This is a genomic window from Streptomyces sp. NBC_00207 (assembly GCF_045160965.1).
In the GTDB taxonomy this organism is placed as follows: Bacteria; Actinomycetota; Actinomycetes; order Streptomycetales; family Streptomycetaceae; genus Streptomyces.
Map to the genome: position 1 here is coordinate 2715001 of NZ_CP130715.1, position 16278 is coordinate 2731278.

17 protein-coding genes (1 of these 17 only partly in view) are annotated in these 16278 nt (G+C 72.0%); 8 read left to right on the forward strand and 9 right to left on the reverse strand.

Going from position 1 to position 16278, the window contains the following annotated elements; translation table 11 throughout:
- Nucleotides 1-69: the start of a DNA-3-methyladenine glycosylase gene (locus tag OG472_RS12970; protein ID WP_401600697.1), read on the reverse strand. 573 nt of this gene lie to the left of the window's left edge; 69 of the gene's 642 nt are visible here — the first part of the coding sequence; the start codon lies at nt 67-69; the stop codon falls past the left edge of the window.
- Between the two features lie 114 nt (nt 70-183).
- On the opposite strand from OG472_RS12970, the gene OG472_RS12975 reads away from it, so the two are divergent.
- From OG472_RS12975 to OG472_RS12985, 3 genes are all read left to right on the forward strand, one after another.
- Nucleotides 184-966, forward strand: coding sequence for a sporulation protein (locus OG472_RS12975; RefSeq protein WP_401600699.1), 783 nt, complete (start codon nt 184-186; stop codon nt 964-966).
- Nucleotides 967-1028: 62 nt separating this feature from the next.
- Nucleotides 1029-1562, forward strand: a complete 534-nt coding sequence (locus OG472_RS12980; protein WP_383569469.1) for a YbhB/YbcL family Raf kinase inhibitor-like protein — start codon at nt 1029-1031, stop codon at nt 1560-1562.
- Between the two features lie 149 nt (nt 1563-1711).
- The gene (locus OG472_RS12985) at nt 1712-2215 is read left to right on the forward strand and encodes an HNH endonuclease (protein WP_030717062.1); all 504 of its coding nucleotides are present in this window, start codon (nt 1712-1714) and stop codon (nt 2213-2215) included.
- A gap of 59 nt (nt 2216-2274) precedes the next feature.
- Here the strand turns inward: OG472_RS12985 and OG472_RS12990 are convergent, their stop codons facing one another.
- The 4 genes from OG472_RS12990 to OG472_RS13005 all read right to left on the reverse strand — a co-directional run bounded on the left by OG472_RS12990 (nt 2275) and on the right by OG472_RS13005 (nt 5489).
- A complete protein-coding gene (locus tag OG472_RS12990; protein ID WP_405941443.1) occupies nt 2275-3045 on the reverse strand; it encodes a sulfite exporter TauE/SafE family protein in 771 nt (256 codons plus the stop codon).
- Between the two features lie 89 nt (nt 3046-3134).
- Nucleotides 3135-4121 carry an SPFH domain-containing protein gene (locus OG472_RS12995; RefSeq protein ID WP_401600705.1) on the reverse strand — a complete coding sequence of 329 codons (987 nt, stop codon included), beginning with the start codon at nt 4119-4121 and terminating at the stop codon, nt 3135-3137.
- Between the two features lie 84 nt (nt 4122-4205).
- On the reverse strand, nt 4206-4634 hold the full coding sequence (locus tag OG472_RS13000) for an NfeD family protein (RefSeq protein ID WP_327413158.1): 429 nt from the start codon (nt 4632-4634) through the stop codon (nt 4206-4208).
- Nucleotides 4635-4685: 51 nt separating this feature from the next.
- Nucleotides 4686-5489, reverse strand: a complete 804-nt coding sequence (locus tag OG472_RS13005) for an ABC transporter ATP-binding protein (protein ID WP_401600708.1) — start codon at nt 5487-5489, stop codon at nt 4686-4688.
- Nucleotides 5490-5622: 133 nt separating this feature from the next.
- On the opposite strand from OG472_RS13005, the gene OG472_RS13010 reads away from it, so the two are divergent.
- Entirely contained in the window at nt 5623-6396 is a 774-nt protein-coding gene (locus tag OG472_RS13010) for a hypothetical protein (protein WP_401600710.1), read from the forward strand.
- A gap of 158 nt (nt 6397-6554) precedes the next feature.
- Here OG472_RS13010 and OG472_RS13015 read toward each other — a convergent pair whose 3' ends face one another.
- The 3 genes from OG472_RS13015 to OG472_RS13025 all read right to left on the reverse strand — a co-directional run bounded on the left by OG472_RS13015 (nt 6555) and on the right by OG472_RS13025 (nt 8765).
- A complete protein-coding gene (locus OG472_RS13015; RefSeq protein WP_383569457.1) occupies nt 6555-6800 on the reverse strand; it encodes a chaplin in 246 nt (81 codons plus the stop codon).
- A 149-nt stretch (nt 6801-6949) separates the two neighbouring features.
- The gene (locus OG472_RS13020; RefSeq protein WP_401600712.1) at nt 6950-7612 is read right to left on the reverse strand and encodes a response regulator; all 663 of its coding nucleotides are present in this window, start codon (nt 7610-7612) and stop codon (nt 6950-6952) included.
- Nucleotides 7605-8765: a GAF domain-containing sensor histidine kinase gene (locus OG472_RS13025; RefSeq protein WP_405941444.1), complete on the reverse strand. Its 1161-nt coding sequence runs from the start codon at nt 8763-8765 to the stop codon at nt 7605-7607. The genes OG472_RS13020 and OG472_RS13025 overlap by 8 nt, the downstream gene beginning before the upstream one ends.
- 172 nt (nt 8766-8937) lie before the next feature.
- On the opposite strand from OG472_RS13025, the gene OG472_RS13030 reads away from it, so the two are divergent.
- From OG472_RS13030 to OG472_RS13040, 3 genes are all read left to right on the forward strand, one after another.
- Nucleotides 8938-9723, forward strand: coding sequence for an SDR family NAD(P)-dependent oxidoreductase (locus tag OG472_RS13030; protein ID WP_405941445.1), 786 nt, complete (start codon nt 8938-8940; stop codon nt 9721-9723).
- Entirely contained in the window at nt 9720-10874 is a 1155-nt protein-coding gene (locus OG472_RS13035) for an S-adenosylmethionine:tRNA ribosyltransferase-isomerase (RefSeq protein WP_405941446.1), read from the forward strand. The genes OG472_RS13030 and OG472_RS13035 overlap by 4 nt, the downstream gene beginning before the upstream one ends.
- Before the next feature lie 284 nt (nt 10875-11158).
- Nucleotides 11159-11815, forward strand: coding sequence for a transglycosylase SLT domain-containing protein (locus OG472_RS13040; protein WP_401257899.1), 657 nt, complete (start codon nt 11159-11161; stop codon nt 11813-11815).
- A gap of 137 nt (nt 11816-11952) precedes the next feature.
- Here OG472_RS13040 and OG472_RS13045 read toward each other — a convergent pair whose 3' ends face one another.
- Nucleotides 11953-14463, reverse strand: a complete 2511-nt coding sequence (locus tag OG472_RS13045) for an FHA domain-containing protein (protein ID WP_405943170.1) — start codon at nt 14461-14463, stop codon at nt 11953-11955.
- Nucleotides 14464-14716: 253 nt separating this feature from the next.
- On the opposite strand from OG472_RS13045, the gene OG472_RS13050 reads away from it, so the two are divergent.
- On the forward strand, nt 14717-16261 hold the full coding sequence (locus OG472_RS13050; protein ID WP_405941447.1) for a streptophobe family protein: 1545 nt from the start codon (nt 14717-14719) through the stop codon (nt 16259-16261).
- Nucleotides 16262-16278 lie beyond the last annotated feature (17 nt).

Genomic DNA, 16278 nt, shown 5'->3' on the forward strand with positions numbered 1-16278 from the left:
GGCCACGGTGAGGACCGGCCGGTCGAAGAAGGACCGGGGCAGGGGCGTACGGTCGGGGCGCGCGCTCATCCGGTCGAGCGTAGTGGAACGCGCACACCTGCAACCGGGGCCTAAGGTTCCGCGTTGGTAAGGGGTAGGCGCGGCGTAGTGCCAGTCCTTAGATCTGTATCAGGGAGTTTGAGCATGGGGTTCAGGAAGCTGTTCGCGAGCCTGGGTGCCGGTGGTGCCTCGGTGGACACGATCATCACCGAGCCGAACGTCGTGCCGGGCGGAATCGTCCAGGGCGAGGTCCGGATCCAGGGCGGATCCGTGGAGCAGCAGATCGAGGGGCTGTCCGTCGGGCTGCAGGCGCGGGTCGAGGTCGAGGGTGGCGACCAGGAGTACAAGCAGGACGTGGTCTTCACGAAGCAGCGTCTCGGCGGTGCCTTCAAGGTGGAGGCCGGCGCGCTGCACGTGGTGCCGTTCGGGCTGGAGATCCCCTGGGAGACGCCGATCACCCACTTCGGGGGTCAGCACCTGCACGGGATGAACATCGGGGTGAGCACCGAGCTGGAGATCGCGCGGGCGGTGGACGCGGGTGACCTCGACCCGATCAACGTGCACCCGGTGCCGGCGCAGCAGGCGATCCTCGACGCCTTCCGTCAGCTCGGCTTCTCCTTCCGCAGCGCGGACATGGAGCGCGGGCACATCCGCGGGACGCGGCAGTCGCTGCCCTTCTACCAGGAGATCGAGTTCCTGCCGCCGTCGCAGTACCGGGGGCTGAACCAGGTCGAGCTGACCTTCGTCTCGGACGGCCGGGAGATGGACGTCGTCCTGGAGATGGACAAGAAGCCGGGTCTGTTCAGCGAGGGCAGCGACACCTACCGCTGCTTCCAGGTGGGTCTGCAGTCGTACCAGGGCACCGACTGGGCGGCGTATCTGAACCAGTGGATCGCCAGCGTCGGTTCGCAGCGCAACTGGTTCTAGGCTCGGGACCGCGTTCGTACGCGGACGCGGATCCGATGTCTCCCCCTCCCGGAGGTTCAGCAGTGTCAGAGCAGAGCAGGGCGCCCCTTCCGCACGACTTCCACCCCGAGGTGCCGTCCTTCACGGTGACCAGCGAGGACGTCTCCCACGGAGCCGATCTGCACGCGGCGCAGGTCCTGACGGGGAAGAACGTCTCGCCGCATCTGCGGTGGGAGGGCTTCCCCGAGGGGACCAAGAGCTTCGCCGTGACCTGCTTCGACCCGGACGCGCCCACGGGCAGCGGGTTCTGGCACTGGGTGCTCTTCGACCTGCCGGTGTCGGTGACGGAGCTGCCGGCCGGGGCGGGCACCGGGTCCTTCCCCGGGCTGCCCGAGGGGGCCGTGCACGCGCGGAACGACTACGGCACGAGGGACTTCGGCGGGGCGGCTCCGCCGCGCGGGGAGCGGCACCGCTACGTGTTCACCGTGTACGCGGTGGACCGGGAGCAGCTCGGCCCGGACGAGGACTCGTCCCCGGCGTCGGTCGGTTTCCATCTGCGGTTCCACGCCCTCGGGCGGGCTCAGCTGATCGCCGAGTACGAGTCGCCCGCCCGCTGATCGTTCTCCGAGCGTTTGCCCGGTCCTGGTCTAAAGAAGGCCAGGACCGGGCATTTTTATTGCGTTGTCCCGCGTGGCGCGCGCGGCCAGAGTGGTTGCGGGCCCAGCCGCCGGTGTGGTCGCGGGCCTGCACACGGGAGGTGGGCGAGATGCGGGACACGCTGGTGCTGAATGCGAGCTTCGAGCCGCTGTCGACGGTGACCCTGAACCGGGCTGTCGTCCTGGTACTGCAGGACAAGGCCGTCGTCGAACAGTCGCATCCCGAACTGCGCGTGCGCGCGGCCACCATGGATCTTCCGATGCCCCGGGTGATCAGGCTCTGCAGGTACGTACGGGTGCCCTTCCGAAGACATGCTCCCTGGTCGCGGAGGGGGGTGCTGGTCCGGGACCAGCATCGTTGCGCGTACTGCGGGAAACGCGCGACGACCGTGGACCACGTGCTGCCCCGGGCCCAGGGGGGCGGGGACACGTGGCTGAACACGGTGGCGTCCTGCGCCGAGGACAACCACCGCAAGGCGGCCCGGACTCCGGAGGAGGCGGGGATGCCGCTCCTCCGGAAGCCCTTCGTGCCGTCTCCGGCGGACGCGATGCTGCTGGCCCTGGGGGTGGGCGCGCGGGAGGCCCTGCCGGAGTGGCTGGAGCGCTCCGCCTAGTCGGATACCCGCTCGCCGGGTAGTCGCGCGCGCTGAGCGGCGTAGCTTTCCTACGTCGCTCAGCGGACCAGTAGCTGGACGATGGCGATGATGCCGACCGTCACGATGACCGCGCGCAGGACGGTCGGCGAGAGCCTGCGGCCGACCTTGGCGCCGATCTGACCGCCGATGGTGGAGCCGACGGCGATGAGGAGGACGGCCGTCCAGTCGAACTCGGCGACGAAGAGGAAGACGACGGCCGCGACGCCGTTCACCAGGGCGGCGATGACGTTCTTGACGGCGTTGATCCGTTGCAGGTCCTCGCGGAGCAGCAGGCCCATCAGGCCGAGGTAGAGCACGCCCTGGGCGGCTCCGAAGTAGCCTCCGTACGCGCTGGAGACCAGCATGCCGCCGAGCAGGGCCGGGCCGCCGTCGGGGTGGGTCGTGTCGCCTCCGGCGGCTTCCTGCCGACGGCGCAGGGCCGCGGCGAGCCTGGGCTGGAGGACGACGAGTACGAGCGCGAGTCCGATGAGGACGGGCACGATCGTGTCGAAGGAGTCCGACGGCAGGGTGAGGAGCAGGACCGCGCCCGCGAGGCCGCCGACGACGGATACGGAACCGAGCCGCAGGATGCGGGCCCGCTGGCCCTGGAGTTCCTTGCGGTAGCCGATGGCTCCGCTGATCGAACCGGGCACCAGGCCCAGGGTGTTGGACACGTTGGCGGTCACCGGCGGGAGGCCGGTGGCCAGCAGCACCGGGAAGGTGATCAGGGTGCCGGAGCCGACGATGGTGTTGATCGTGCCCGCGCCGATGCCGGCGGCGAGGACCGCGAGTGATTCCCAGATGGACATGGACGGTGCCATCCCCTTTGCATGAGTGAGTCGCCTCCCCGCCATGAAGGTCGAGGGGCCTCACCGATCATGCAGGAGGGGATGGCCGTTCAGTCGATCGGGGGCTGTTCGCGGCGCTCCGCGGCGTCCTTGTCCCGTGCGGAGGGGATACCGCCGCCGTCCTTGCCCGTGCCCTGCGGGTTGAAGCCGGAACCGCCGCCCATGGGGCCGAAGTTGCCCATGGCACCGGAGAGGCCCTTGAGGGCGTCGCCGATCTCGCTCGGCACGATCCAGAGCTTGTTGGCATCGCCCTCGGCGATCTTCGGGAGCATCTGGAGGTACTGGTAGGCGAGGAGCTTCTGGTCGGCGTCGCCGGCGTGGATGGACTCGAACACCGTGCGGATGGCCTGGGCCTCGCCCTCGGCGCGCAGCGCGGCGGCCTTGGCGTCACCCTCGGCGCGGAGGATGGAGGACTGCTTCTCACCTTCGGCGCGCAGGATCTCGGACTGCCGGACACCCTCGGCCTGGAGGATCGCGGCGCGCTTGTCGCGGTCGGCGCGCATCTGCTTCTCCATCGAGTCCTGGATGGAGGTCGGCGGCTCGATGGCCTTGAGCTCGACGCGGTTGACGCGGATGCCCCACTTGCCGGTGGCCTCGTCGAGGACCCCGCGCAGGGCGGCGTTGATCTCCTCGCGGGAGGTGAGGGTCCGCTCCAGGTCCATGCCGCCGATGATGTTGCGCAGCGTGGTGACGGTGAGCTGCTCGATGGCCTGGATGTAGCTGGCCACCTCGTACGTCGCAGCCCGGGCGTCGGTCACCTGGTAGTAGATGACCGTGTCGATGTTGACGACCAGGTTGTCCTGGGTGATGACCGGCTGCGGCGGGAAGGGGACGACCTGTTCGCGGAGGTCGATGCGGTTGCGGATCGAGTCGATGAACGGGACGACGATGTTGAGGCCCGCGTTGAGCGTGCGGGTGTAGCGGCCGAACCGCTCGACGATGGCGGCGCTGGCCTGCGGGATCACCTGGATCGTCTTGACCAGTGCGATGAAGACCAGAACCACCAGAATGATCAGGACGATGATGATCGGTTGCATGCGGTTCCCCGTGCCCTTCCGGCTGTCTGTGCTGCCCCGTTGTGCGGAGTCTCGCAGACCAGCGGGCTGCGAGCAGGCTGCTTGTCACATCACGACGGCGGTCGCCCCGTCGATCTCCACGACGTCGACGGACTGGCCCGGTTCGAAACTGGTGTCCGTGTCGAGGGTGCGCGCCGACCAGATCTCGCCGGCGAGCTTGATGCGTCCGCCGCTGCCGTCGACCCGTTCGAGGACGACGGCCGTTCTGCCCCTCAACGCGTCGATGCCGCTGCGGTGTTGGGGGCGCTGGTCACGGTGCCGGTTGGCGATGGGCCGGACGACGGCGATGAGCGCGACCGACACGATGACGAAGACCAGGACCTGTGCCACCACTCCCCCGCCGAGGGCCGCGGTGACGGAGGCCGCCACGGCGCCGACGGCGAACATGCCGAACTCCGGCATCGCCGTCAGGACGAGGGGGATGCCCAGTCCGACCGCGCCGATGAGCCACCACACCCATGCGTCGATGTCCACATGGTCATGGTAGGTCCGGCGGGCGCGGTCCGGACAGGGTGCGGGGGCCCGTTACTGCCCCAGGGGAAGGCCCTGGGCGGTCCAGCGGTCACTCCCGTTGCGCTCGACGACCAGGGGGAGGCCGAAGCAGAGCGAGAGGTTGCGGGAGGTCAGTTCGAGGTCGATCGGGCCCGCGGTGACGACCTTGCCCTGACGGATCATCAGGACGTGGGTGAAGCCGGGGGCGATCTCCTCGACGTGGTGCGTGACCATGACCATGGAGGGGGCGAGCGGGTCGCGGGCGAGCCGGCCGAGGCGGCGTACGAGGTCCTCGCGCCCGCCGAGGTCCAGGCCGGCGGCGGGCTCGTCGAGGAGCAGCAGCTCGGGGTCGGTCATCAGGGCGCGGGCGATCAGCGTGCGCTTGCGCTCGCCCTCGGAGAGGGTGCCGAACTTGCGGTCGAGGTACTCGGTCATGCCGAGGCGGTCGAGGAAGGCGCGGGCGCGCAGCTCGTCGATCTCCTCGTACTCCTCCTGCCAGGTCGCCGTCATGCCGTAGGCGGCGGTGAGGACGGTCTGCAGGACGGTCTGCCGCTTGGGCAGCTTGTCGGCCATCGCGATGCCGGCGACGCCGATGCGGGGGCGCAGCTCGAACACGTCGGTGCCGGGCTTGCCGAGGGTGCCGCCGAGGATGGTGGCGGTGCCCTTGGTGGGGAAGAGGTAGCTGGAGGCGAGGTTCAGCAGTGTGGTCTTGCCGGCGCCGTTGGGGCCGAGGATCACCCAGCGCTCGCCCTCCTTCACCGACCAGGAGACCTGGTCCACCAGAGCCCGGCCCTCGCGGACCACGGATACGTCCACCAGCTCCAGAACATCGCTCATGAGCGTGTTGTCACCCCTTGCAGTCACGGTTCTCTGTGCGCCGGTAGACGCAGCCCCAGGGGAAAACCTACGCCACTCGGCGAGGGGTCCGGGGCCGGGGCCCGGTGCCGGGTCCGATCCGTAAAGTGGGGGGATGCTTTTCGAACCACGTTCAGGGCGGCTGGCCGCCTGGGGGAACGCGCTGCTGGCCGGTCTGGTCTCGCCCGACGAGGCCGTGTTGTCGATCGTGGGCGAGGACGCCGTGCACCGGGTGGAGGGGCTGCCGGGCGAGTCGGGTCCGGTGGGGCTCACCCTTGCGCTCGGCCGGATGCGGGCGCTGGGGGTGACGGGGCTGCGGGTGGCGCTGCCGGCGCCGGGGCATCCGCTGGGGCTGAGCGGGCCGCCGGAGTTCAATGCGCGGGCGCTGGAGGCCGAGGAGGCCGTGGTGTGCGCGGGGGCCGCGCTGGGGCTCGTACCCGAGGTCGCCGAGGTGGGGCCCGAGGGTGATGTGCACGTGTCGGTGACCTGGCACTGCCTGCCGGTACGGGAGGCTCCGCCGGCCGACGTGCCGTCGCTGGGCGAGGCGGAGCGGGAGCTGGCGGAGGCCCTGCGCGAGGCCACCGTGACGCTGACCCGGCTGGACGTGGCCGGGTCCGGGCCGGTGGCGGAGGCGGCGCTGTCGGCGTACCGCGCGCGGGCGGAGGCGGGGCGGGACGCGCTGGCGCCGGGCTATCCGGCGCGGGCGGTGCGGGTGCTGGCGCTGGCGCAGCGGGTGGACCTGATGGTGTCGCTGGCGTACGAGAACGGGCACGGGGGTGCGGTGGCCGCCTCGGAGATGGCGGCGCGGGCGGAGGCCTTGCGGCCGGTGGAGCGGGTGGCCCGGCGGGCGCTCGTCGCGGCGTACAACTCGGCCGTCGAGGAGAGCTAGGCCGGGCCGGCTGCGCCGGGGCTCCCCGGGCTCCGCCCGGACCCGCGCCTCAAACGCCGGAGGGGCTGACATTGCGAGGAACGCATCGGGAGCAGCGTGCCGCGGCCCCGCTTCCCGGGGAGAGGGGGGAAGCGGGGCCGTGGTGCGCGAGGGGCGCGTCAGGCGTTGACGCCGGTGTTGCCGAAGGCGGGGTTGAGCAGGCCGATCACGTTGACCGTGTTGCCGACCACGTTCACAGGGACGTGGACCGGGACCTGGAGCAGGTTCCCGGAGGCCACGCCGGGCGAGTTCAGGGCCTCGCCCTCCGCCGACGCACCGCCGTGCGCCGAGGAGACACCGGCGCCGGCGGCCAGGAGGCCGCCCGCGATCATGGTGACGGCTGCGGCCTTCTTGAAGTTCTTCACGTTCTCGTCCTCCAGTACGTCTGCCGCGACCAGCCGTCGCGGCACGCCATGGAGAACGCCGGCCCCCTCCGCGGGGATACGCCATGTGGGCGACATACACCCGACCGTATGAATCTCAGTCCGGAAGGAGACGGTCCGATTTACGTCGCTTATTCGGCGAGTCCGTGCCTGACCGCCCACAATGCGGCCTGAGTCCGATCGGAAAGGTCCAACTTCATCAGGATGTTCGAGACGTGGGTCTTGACCGTCTTCTCGGACAGCACCAGCGCGCGGGCGATCTCGCGGTTGGAGCGGCCGTCCGCGATCAGGCCGAGCACCTCGCGCTCGCGGTCGGTCAGCGAGCCGGGCCGGCCCGCCGGGGGACTCTGGTCGTCCTGGGAGAGCAGGGCCACCGCGACCTCCGGCTGGAGCAGCACGTGGCCCGCGTGGACGGAGCGGATGGCTCCGGCCAGGGCGTCGGGGTCGATGTCCTTGTAGACGTATCCCGCGGCGCCGGCCCGCAGGGCGGGGACCACCGTCCGCTGCTCCGTGAAGCTGGTGACGATCAGCACGCGCGCCGGGTTCGCCAGCTCGCGCAGCCTGCGCAGCGCCTCGATCCCGTCGGTGCCCGGCATCTTGATGTCCATGAGGATCACGTCGGGCCGCAGTTCCTCGGCGCGGGCGATGCCCTCCTCTCCGTCGGAGGCCTCGCCGACGACCTCGATGTCCTCCTGGACCTCCAGGAAGGTGCGCAGACCGCGCCGGACCACCTGGTGGTCGTCGACCAGCAGTACGCGAACGCGGCTGCCGCTGCCGCCGGGACTCTCAGCCACCGGGTACCTCCATCTCGATCGTCGTGCCCTGACCGGGCTCCGAGTGCACGGTGAGCCGGCCGCCGACGCCGTCCGCGCGGTCCCGCATGGAGACCAGCCCCAGGTGGCGGCCCGCCCGGCGGACGAACCGGGGGTCGAAGCCCTTTCCGGAGTCGACGACCTTGAGGACCGCGCCGCCGGCGGGCGTCCTGGTGAGGGCGACCTCGACGCGGTCGCCGCCCGAGTGGCGCAGGGCGTTGTGGAGGGCCTCCTGGGCGACGCGGAGGACTGCTTCCTCCTGGGTCGCGGGGAGGGCCCGTACGCCGTCACACGTGAAGGTGACGTGCGCGGTGTGGGCGCGGTCGAGTACGTGGACGTGCGTGCGCAGGGTGGCGACCAGTCCGTCCTCGTCCAGTGCGGCGGGGCGGAGCTCGGTCACGGCGGCGCGCAGTTCGTCGGCTGCCTCCGCCGCCAGGGCGGCCACCTGCTGGAGCTCGTCCTTGGCGCGGGCCGGGTCGCGGTCGACGAGGGCGGCGGCGGCCTGGGCGGTGAGGCGGAGCGAGAAGAGCTTCTGGCTGACGGCGTCGTGCAGCTCGTGGGCGAGCCGGGAGCGCTCCTCGGCGATGGTGAGCTCGCGGCTGCGCTCGTAGAGGCGGGCGTTGGTGAGGGCGATGGCCGCGTGCTGGGCGAGGAGGGAGAGGAGGTCCTGGTCCTCGTCGGTGAAGCCGCGCGGGCCGCCCGGGGCGCTCTGCTTGTTCGCGAGGAAGATCGCGGCGAGGGTCTCCTCGCCGTCCCGGACGGGCATGCCGAGGAAGTCGGACATGTCGGGGTGGGCGGCGGGCCAGCCCTCGAAGCGCGGGTCCTTGCGTACGTCGGCCAGTCGCTGGGGGCCGTCCTCGTGGAGCATCGCGGCGAGGATGCCGTGCTGGCGGGGCAGCGGGCCGATGCGGCGCCACTGCTCCGCGCTGATGCCGTCCACGACGAACTGGGCGAAGCCGCCGTGGTCGTCCGGAACGCCCAGGGCCGCGTACTCGGCGCCCAGGAGCTCGCGGGCCGACGCGACGATCGTGCGCAGGACGTCACGGACCTCCAGGCGGCGGCTCATGGCGAGCAGCGCGGTGCTCACCGCGGCCAGGCCGCTGCGGGGTCCGCCCGGTAGGGGGCTTGCGGTCATGGCCTCACCGTACCCGCGGCCGTGACCTGCGGGATCGGGCCGGGGCATCCCCCGATGGACGTAGGTCCAAGGGACCTGTACGGGTGGGGCCCGCGGCCGACGCGGCGCCGGGCGGGCCTTCCTACGTTGGGGGCATCTGCTGATCCGGATGGAAGAGGGCGAGGGAGCTGTCATGTCGGTGGCGATCGTGACGGGGGCGTCCAGGGGGCTCGGCCGGGCACTGGCCGGGGAGCTGGCGGCGCGGGGCTGGGACCTGGTGCTGAGCGCGCGCGGGGCGGCGGCGCTGGAGGAGGCGGCGGCCGCGCTGGAGCAAGGGGGAGGGGCGGCGCGCAGCGCCTCGGTGAGGGGTGGCGGCCGGGCGACGGGTGGGCGGGTGGTCCCGGTGGCCGGGGACGTGTCCTCGGGGGCGCACCGGGCGGCTCTGGTGGCTGCGGCGCGGGGGCTGGGCGGGCTGGACCTGCTGGTGAACAACGCGGGGGTGCTGGGGGCGGAGCCACTGGTTCCGCTGGCGGTGCATTCGCTGGACGGGCTGCGCGAGGCGTTCGAGGTCAATGTGGTGGGGGCGCTGGGGCTGGTCCAGGAGGGGCTGCCGCTGCTGCGGGCCGCGGAGGCCGGGGCGGTGCTCAACATCAGCTCGGACGCGGCGGTGGTGGCGTACGCGACGTGGGGTGCGTACGGGGCGACCAAGGCGGCGGGGGATCTGCTGTCGGGCGTGCTGGCGGTGGAGGAGCCGGGGCTGCGGGTGTGGTGGGCGGATCCGGGCTCGATGCGGACGCGGATGATGGCGGCGGCCGAGCCCGGGGAGGACCTGGCGGGGCTGCCGACGCCGGAGGAGGTGGCTCCGGCACTGCTGCGGCTGGTGGCGGAGGGCCTGCCGAGCGGTCGCTACACGGCGGAGGGCCTGTCGGCGGGACCGGCGGCGGGGACGGCCCCGGAAGCAGCGGGTGGTGGGCTGTGAGGGCGGGGCGGCTTCGGGAGGGGGGACTGTATATACAGATACCGGACATTCCGCCGGAGCTGCTGGCCCGGGTTCCGGCCGAGCAGCGGGGGCCGGGGCTCGGGCGGGACGCGGTGCGGCTGCTGGTGTCCGGGGGCGGTGGGGACGTGTCGCTGCACGCCTTCCCGGAGCTGCCGGAGCTGCTGCGGGCCGGGGACGTACTGGTGGTGAACACGTCGACGACGCTGGCGGCCGCCGTGGACGCCCGGCTCGGCGGCGAGGAGCTGGTGGTGCACTTCTCGACCCGGGGCGACGACGGCCGCTGGGCGGTGGAGCTGCGCGCCCCCGCGGGCGGGGGAACCACGCGGCCCCGCGCCGGGGGTCCCGCGGGGGCGGTGGTGGAGCTGCCGGGCAGGCGTGCCCTCGTACTGGAGGAGCCGCTGGCGGCGGGGGCGGACCGGCTGTGGTGGGCGCGGCCGGTACTGGAGGGGCCGCCGGGGGTCGCCGCCGGGCCGCGGGACGGCGTGCCGGCGCTGCTGCGGGCGTACGGGCGGCCGATCCGGTACGGGTACACGGAGCGGGACCAGCCGCTGTCGGCCTACCAGACGGTGTTCGCGGTGCCGGCCGCCGACGGGTCGGGCTCGGCGGAGATGCCGAGTGCGGGGCGGCCCTTCACGGCGGAGCTGGTGGCGCGGCTGGTGAGCCGGGGGGTGCAGTTCGCGCCGCTGACCCTGCACACGGGGGTGGCCTCGCAGGAGGCGCACGAGCCGCCGTACCCGGAGCGGTACGAGGTGCCGGCGACCACGGCGTGGCTGGTGAACGCCGCCAGGGCCAGCGGGGGGCGGGTGATCGCGGTGGGGACCACGGCGGTGCGGGCCCTGGAGTCGGCCGCCGACGCGCGCGGGGTGGTGCGCCCGGCCGGCGGGTGGACCGACCTGGTGGTGACGCCGGAGCGCGGGGTGCGGGTGGTGGACGGGCTGCTGACCGGGCTGCACGAGCCGGAGGCGTCCCACCTGCTGATGCTGGAGGCGGTCGCGGGGCGGACCGCCGTACGGCTCGGGTATGCCGAGGCGCTGGCCCGTCTCTGCCTTTGGCACGAGTTCGGGGACGTCCATCTGCTACTCAAGGATGAGAACCGTGACGGATTGAATTGCACGGGCAACGCACGGTGAGACCACAACGTGCCCGATGTGAGCCCGGGCATAGGACGCACATCACTTACGAAGCTCCCTAGTGGACAGGTAAAGGTCCTGTCAGCACGGGCGCACCTAGCGCCGAGGCCGGAATTGCGGCCTCGGCGCCCGGCCCTGATCCACTAAGCGGGATCGTACGTCACACCTTTGCCACAGCTTTTTGCCACCGCTAAGAATTGCCCTCGTCGCACAGCGCCGCGGCGGATCCCGGATCCTCGAGGCGCTTTCCTGCGGCTCCCGCGATTCGAAGAGGTTGCCCCGCCATGTCTGCTTCCCGCACTCCCGGTCACAGTCGTCTGACGAAGGCACACAAGCTGTCCATTGCCGGCGTCGCCACGTTCAGCGCCGCCGCGCTCGCCTTCTCCCTCGTCCCGGCCGACACCGCCGAGGCCGGAACGGTCAACGCCGCTCCCGTCGCCTGGACCAAGGTCGTCGACGCCGCGCAGACCCAGGCCGTGCAGCAGCACCTCTCCGCACAGCAGGTCGTCGCCGACAAGAAGGCCAAGGACGCGGAGAAGGCCAAGGCCGAGGCCGCCGCGAAGAAGGCCCGCGCGCAGAAGGAGGCCGCGAGCCGCTCCGCCGCCCGCACCCCCGTCTTCGCGAACAACCTGGACGGCTGGATCAAGGAAGCCCTCTTCATCATGAAGAAGGAGGGCATTCCGGGCACCTACGCCGGGATCCACAAGAACATCATGCGCGAGTCCAGCGGTAACCCGATGGCGATCAACAACTGGGACATCAACGCCCAGAACGGTATCCCCAGCAAGGGTCTGCTCCAGGTCATCTACCCGACCTTCAAGGCCTACCACGTCAAGGGCACCAAGTTCGACCAGTACGACCCGGTCGCCAACATCGTCGCCGCCTGCAACTACGCGGCCGACCGCTACGGCTCGATGGACAACGTCAACAGCGCCTACTAGGCCACTGGCGTTCCCCCAGCCCCCCACGCGCCTCAGGGCGGCACCCGGACTTCCGGGTGCCGCCCTGAGGCGTTTCGTGCGTGAGGTCCTGCCTGCGGACCCCGTCTGCCGGCCCTGACTGCGGGGCCTTCCGCGGACTACTTGCCCGCGCGCATGACCTCGGGCTCGTGGCGGCGCAGCAGGCGCTGCACCAGGAAGCCGCAGGCGATGCCGAGGAGCAGCAGAACGGTGATGTTCAGGCTCCACTGGCCGACCGTGGCGTCCCAGAGCGGGTCGGTGTTGGTCGGGTTGTCGCGGTCCCACGGCGGCATGAGCTTGCCGAGGTTCAGCGTGGTGCCTGCGGCGGCGACGGCCCAGCGGGACGGCATCAGCCAGGCGAACTGCTCCAGGCCCGGAGAGTCGTAGACCTGGAAGAGGATGCCGGTGAAGACGACCTGGACGATCGCGAACATGACCAGCAGCGGCATGGTCTTCTCGGCGGTCTTCACCAGCGAGGAGATCACCAGGCCGAACATCATCGAGGTGAAGCCGAGCGCGATGACCGACAGGCAGAGCTCGACGGCCGGCGGCATCAGCAGGCCCTCGGTGGGCAGGTCGCGCGGGAAGAAGCCGATCCCGCAGATGATCACGCCCTGGATGGCGGTGATGACGCCGAGGACGATCACCTTCGACATGAGGTACGCCGACCGGGACAGGCCGGTCGCGCGCTCACGCTCGTAGATGACGCGTTCCTTGATCAGCTCACGGACCGAGTTGGCGGCGCCCGAGAAGCACATGCCGACCGCGAGGATCAGCATGATCGTGCCGGCGTCGCCGTTGAACTGGGACGGCGGCTTCGGCGGGGCGAGGCCGAAGGTCGCGGGGATGACCGTGGAGACCACGCCGAGGACCGCGGGCAGGATCAGCATCAGGCCGATGAAGCCCTTGTCGGAGGCGATCACCGAGACGTAGCGGCGGATCAGCGTCCACAGCTGCGAGCCCCAGCCCTGCGGCTTGGGCGGCATCATCTGCTGCGGCGACGGCATCGCGACGGACTGCGGGGCGACCGCGTCGATGTCGGCGGCGTACAGCTGGTAGTGCTGCGAGCCCTTCCAGCGGCCGGCCCAGTCGTAGTCGCGGTAGTTCTCGAAGGCCGAGAAGACGTCGGCCCACGTGGTGTAGCCGAAGAAGTTCAGCGCCTCGTCCGGCGGGCCGAAGTACGCGACCGAACCGCCCGGGGCCATGACCAGCAGCTTGTCGCAGATGGCCAGCTCGGCGACCGAGTGGGTGACGACGAGGACCGTGCGGCCGTCGTCGGCGAGGCCGCGCAGCAGCTGCATGACGTCGCGGTCCATGCCCGGGTCGAGACCGGAGGTCGGCTCGTCCAGGAAGATCAGCGAGGGCTTGGTGAGCAGCTCCAGGGCCACGGACACGCGCTTGCGCTGACCACCGGAGAGCGCGGTGATCTTCTTGTCCTTGTGGATGTCGAGCTTGAGCTCGCGCAGCACCTCGTCGATGCGGGCGGCGCGCTCGGACTCGGCGGTGTCTCCGGGGAAGCGGAGCTTGGCCGCGTACTTGAGCGCGGTGCTGACCTTCAGCTCCTTGTGCAGGATGTCGTCCTGCGGGACCAGGCCGATGCGCTGGCGGAGCTCCGCGAACTGCTTGTACAGGTTGCGGTTGTCGTAGAGGACGTCGCCCTGGTCGGCGGGCCGGTAACCGGTCAGCGCCTTGAGCAGGGTGGACTTGCCGGAGCCGGAGGGCCCGATGACGCCGATCAGCGACTTCTCCGGGACGCCGAAGGTGACGTCCTTGAGGATCTGCTTGCCGCCGTCGACGGTGACCGTGAGGTGGCGGGCCGAGAAGGAGACCTCGCCGGTGTCGACGAACTCCTCGAGGCGGTCGCCGACGATCCGGAACGTCGAGTGGCCGACGCCGACGATGTCGTTCGGACCGAGCAGCGCGGTGCCGGACTTGGCCAGCGGCTGACCGTTGACGTAGGTGCCGTTGTGGCTGCCGAGGTCGTGGATCTCGAAGCGGCCTCCCGGCATCGAGCGGAACTCGGCGTGGTGGCGGGAGACCTGGAGGTCGGAGACCACCAGCTCGTTCTCCAGCGCACGGCCGATCCGCATGACGTGGCCCAGCGAGAGCTGGTGGAACGTCGTCGGGCTGCGGTCCCCGTAGGCCGGGGCTCCGCCCTGTGCCGGGCGGGGCGCGCCGCCGCCCTGCTGGTGCGGGAGGTGCGCCTGCGGCTGCTGTTGGTACGGAGCCTGCTGCTGCTGTTCCCAGGCCTGCTGCTGGGGCTGCTGCTGCGGGGCTTGGTAGGCCGGGGCCTGCGGCTGGGCGTACGCCTGCGCCTGCTGGGCCGGGGCCTGCTGGGCCACGGCCGGCTGCGGCGCGGCGGCGGCGCTCAGATTCAGCCGCGGGCCGTCGGTCGCGTTGCCCAGGTGGACCGGCGTGCCGGGCACGAGCTGGGTCTGCTGGACCCGCGCCCCGTGCACGTAGGTGCCGTTGGTGCTGCCGTGGTCCTCGATGCCCCAACTCTGGCCGTTCCAGGCGATCGTGGCATGCCGCCACGACACCCGCGCGTCGTCGATCACCACGTCTCCCTGGGGATCACGCCCCAGCGAGTACGACCTGGACGGATCGAGCGTCCAGGTCCTTCCATTCAATTCCAGTACGAGTTCCGGCACTCCAGCCCCACTTAAGTCCCCCGAGAATCCCCCATGACGTCAGGGAGTCTAGGGATGGCGAACATCCGGGGGAACTATTTCAGGCCCGCAGCCGTATGTGGAATCCGGGCCTTGCCGGGGCGTCTACGACTGCCCGTTGACGGGGTCGAAAGTCACCCGGAGAGTGAGATACGGGACTTCTCGCCCGGAGGTCCCCTCGCGTACCGCTCGGTAGGCATCGGGGGTTCACCGCATGCGCCGCATTCGTTGGGGAGACGTGCTCGTGTCCGCGGTCGCCGCGGTGGGCTGGTGTCTGATCGTGATGGCGGGGGTGGCAGGGCTCGGGCTGCACCTCCTGGGCGCCGATGCCGCAGGAGGGTCGCTCGGGGCGATGACGGCCGCCGTGGTGGTCCTCGCGGCCGGCGGCACCGTGACCCCCTCGGGCGAGGTGTCGGCCTTCGGCGTCGTCGGGGCGGGTGCCGAAACCTCCCTGGACGTCATGCCCTTGGGGGTGGCGCTGGCCGGGGCGCTGGTCCTGGGGTCAATGTTCGTGCGCTCGCTACGGGCCGGGGCGGGCCCCGGTGAGACGGCCGCCCGGGTCCTCGTGCTCACGGCGCTGTTCGTCGCGACGGCGGGCGGGCTGGCCTGGGCCGGGCACGACGTGGTCACCCTCGACGGGACGGTGCTGCCCAAGACCCCGGCCAAGGTGGAGATCCCGGGGATCGGCGACATCGGCGGGCTGCTGCCGGACCGCATCGGGGACCTGATCGAGACGCGGACCCGGGTCGGGTTCTCGGTGGAGACCGGGCCGACGCTGCTGGGCGCGGGGCTGTGGGCGCTCGCCGTGCTGGCGGTGGCCCTGCTGGTCTCGCGGCGCGGGCCGGCCGCACTCGCCCGGATCCGCCCGGCCGCCTCGGCGGTGGTGGCGATGCTGCTGGTCGCGGTGGCGGCCGGGCTGGCCGCGGCGGTGTGGGCGGCGCTGGGCGACGCCCATCCGCGACGGGTCATGGGGGCCGCGCTGCTGGGGGCGCCGAACGGAAGCTGGCTGGGGGTGCTGCTGGGGCTGTTCGTACCGGTGCGCGGCCGGGCCGAGGGGGAGCCGGCCCGGCTGCTGCCCGATCCGCTGGACGACCTGCTGGCCGTGTCCGCGCAGGAGCCGGTGACGGTGGCCCGCCTCGCGGAGTACGACGGGCGGGTCTGGCTGCTGGTCGCGGGGGTGGCCCTGCTGCTGCTCTACGCGGGCGTGCTGGCAGCCGTACGGACCCCCGTACGCGGTCCGGGGCGCGGGGTGCTCGGGTGCGCGGCGCGGCTGTCGGCGGTGACGGCAGTGGCCCTGGCGGGGCTGGTGTGGCTGACGGGGCTCTCGGCGGACGCGTCGCTGGCGGTGCTGGGGGTGGACGCGGTGGACGCCGGGGTCGAGCTGCGGGGGTCCCTTCCGCTCGCCCTCGTGCTGGGCGCGGTGTGGGGGGCGGTGGCCGGGGCGGCGGGCGCGGTCCTGGCGCCCCGGCGCCGGCCGGCCGTCCCGGGACGGGCCGGCGCGCGGGGGCCCGCCCCGGGGTGGCCCGACCCGGAGGCGCCGACGGCCGCGTACCCCGGGATCGTGCCGTACGGCGGGCCCCCGCGCGGCTCGCCTCCCCGGCCGGCCGGGGAGGCGGACGGCTCCTGGGACGTGACCGTGACCGGCATCCCGCCCTGGTCGCCCAGGCAGCCGAGGCCGCCCCGCCGGGAGCCCTTCACTCCGCCTCCCCCGCCGGGGGCGCCACCGCCCCCGCCGAAGCCGCCGGCGCCGCCGCGGTGAGGCTCGGCGCGGGGCCG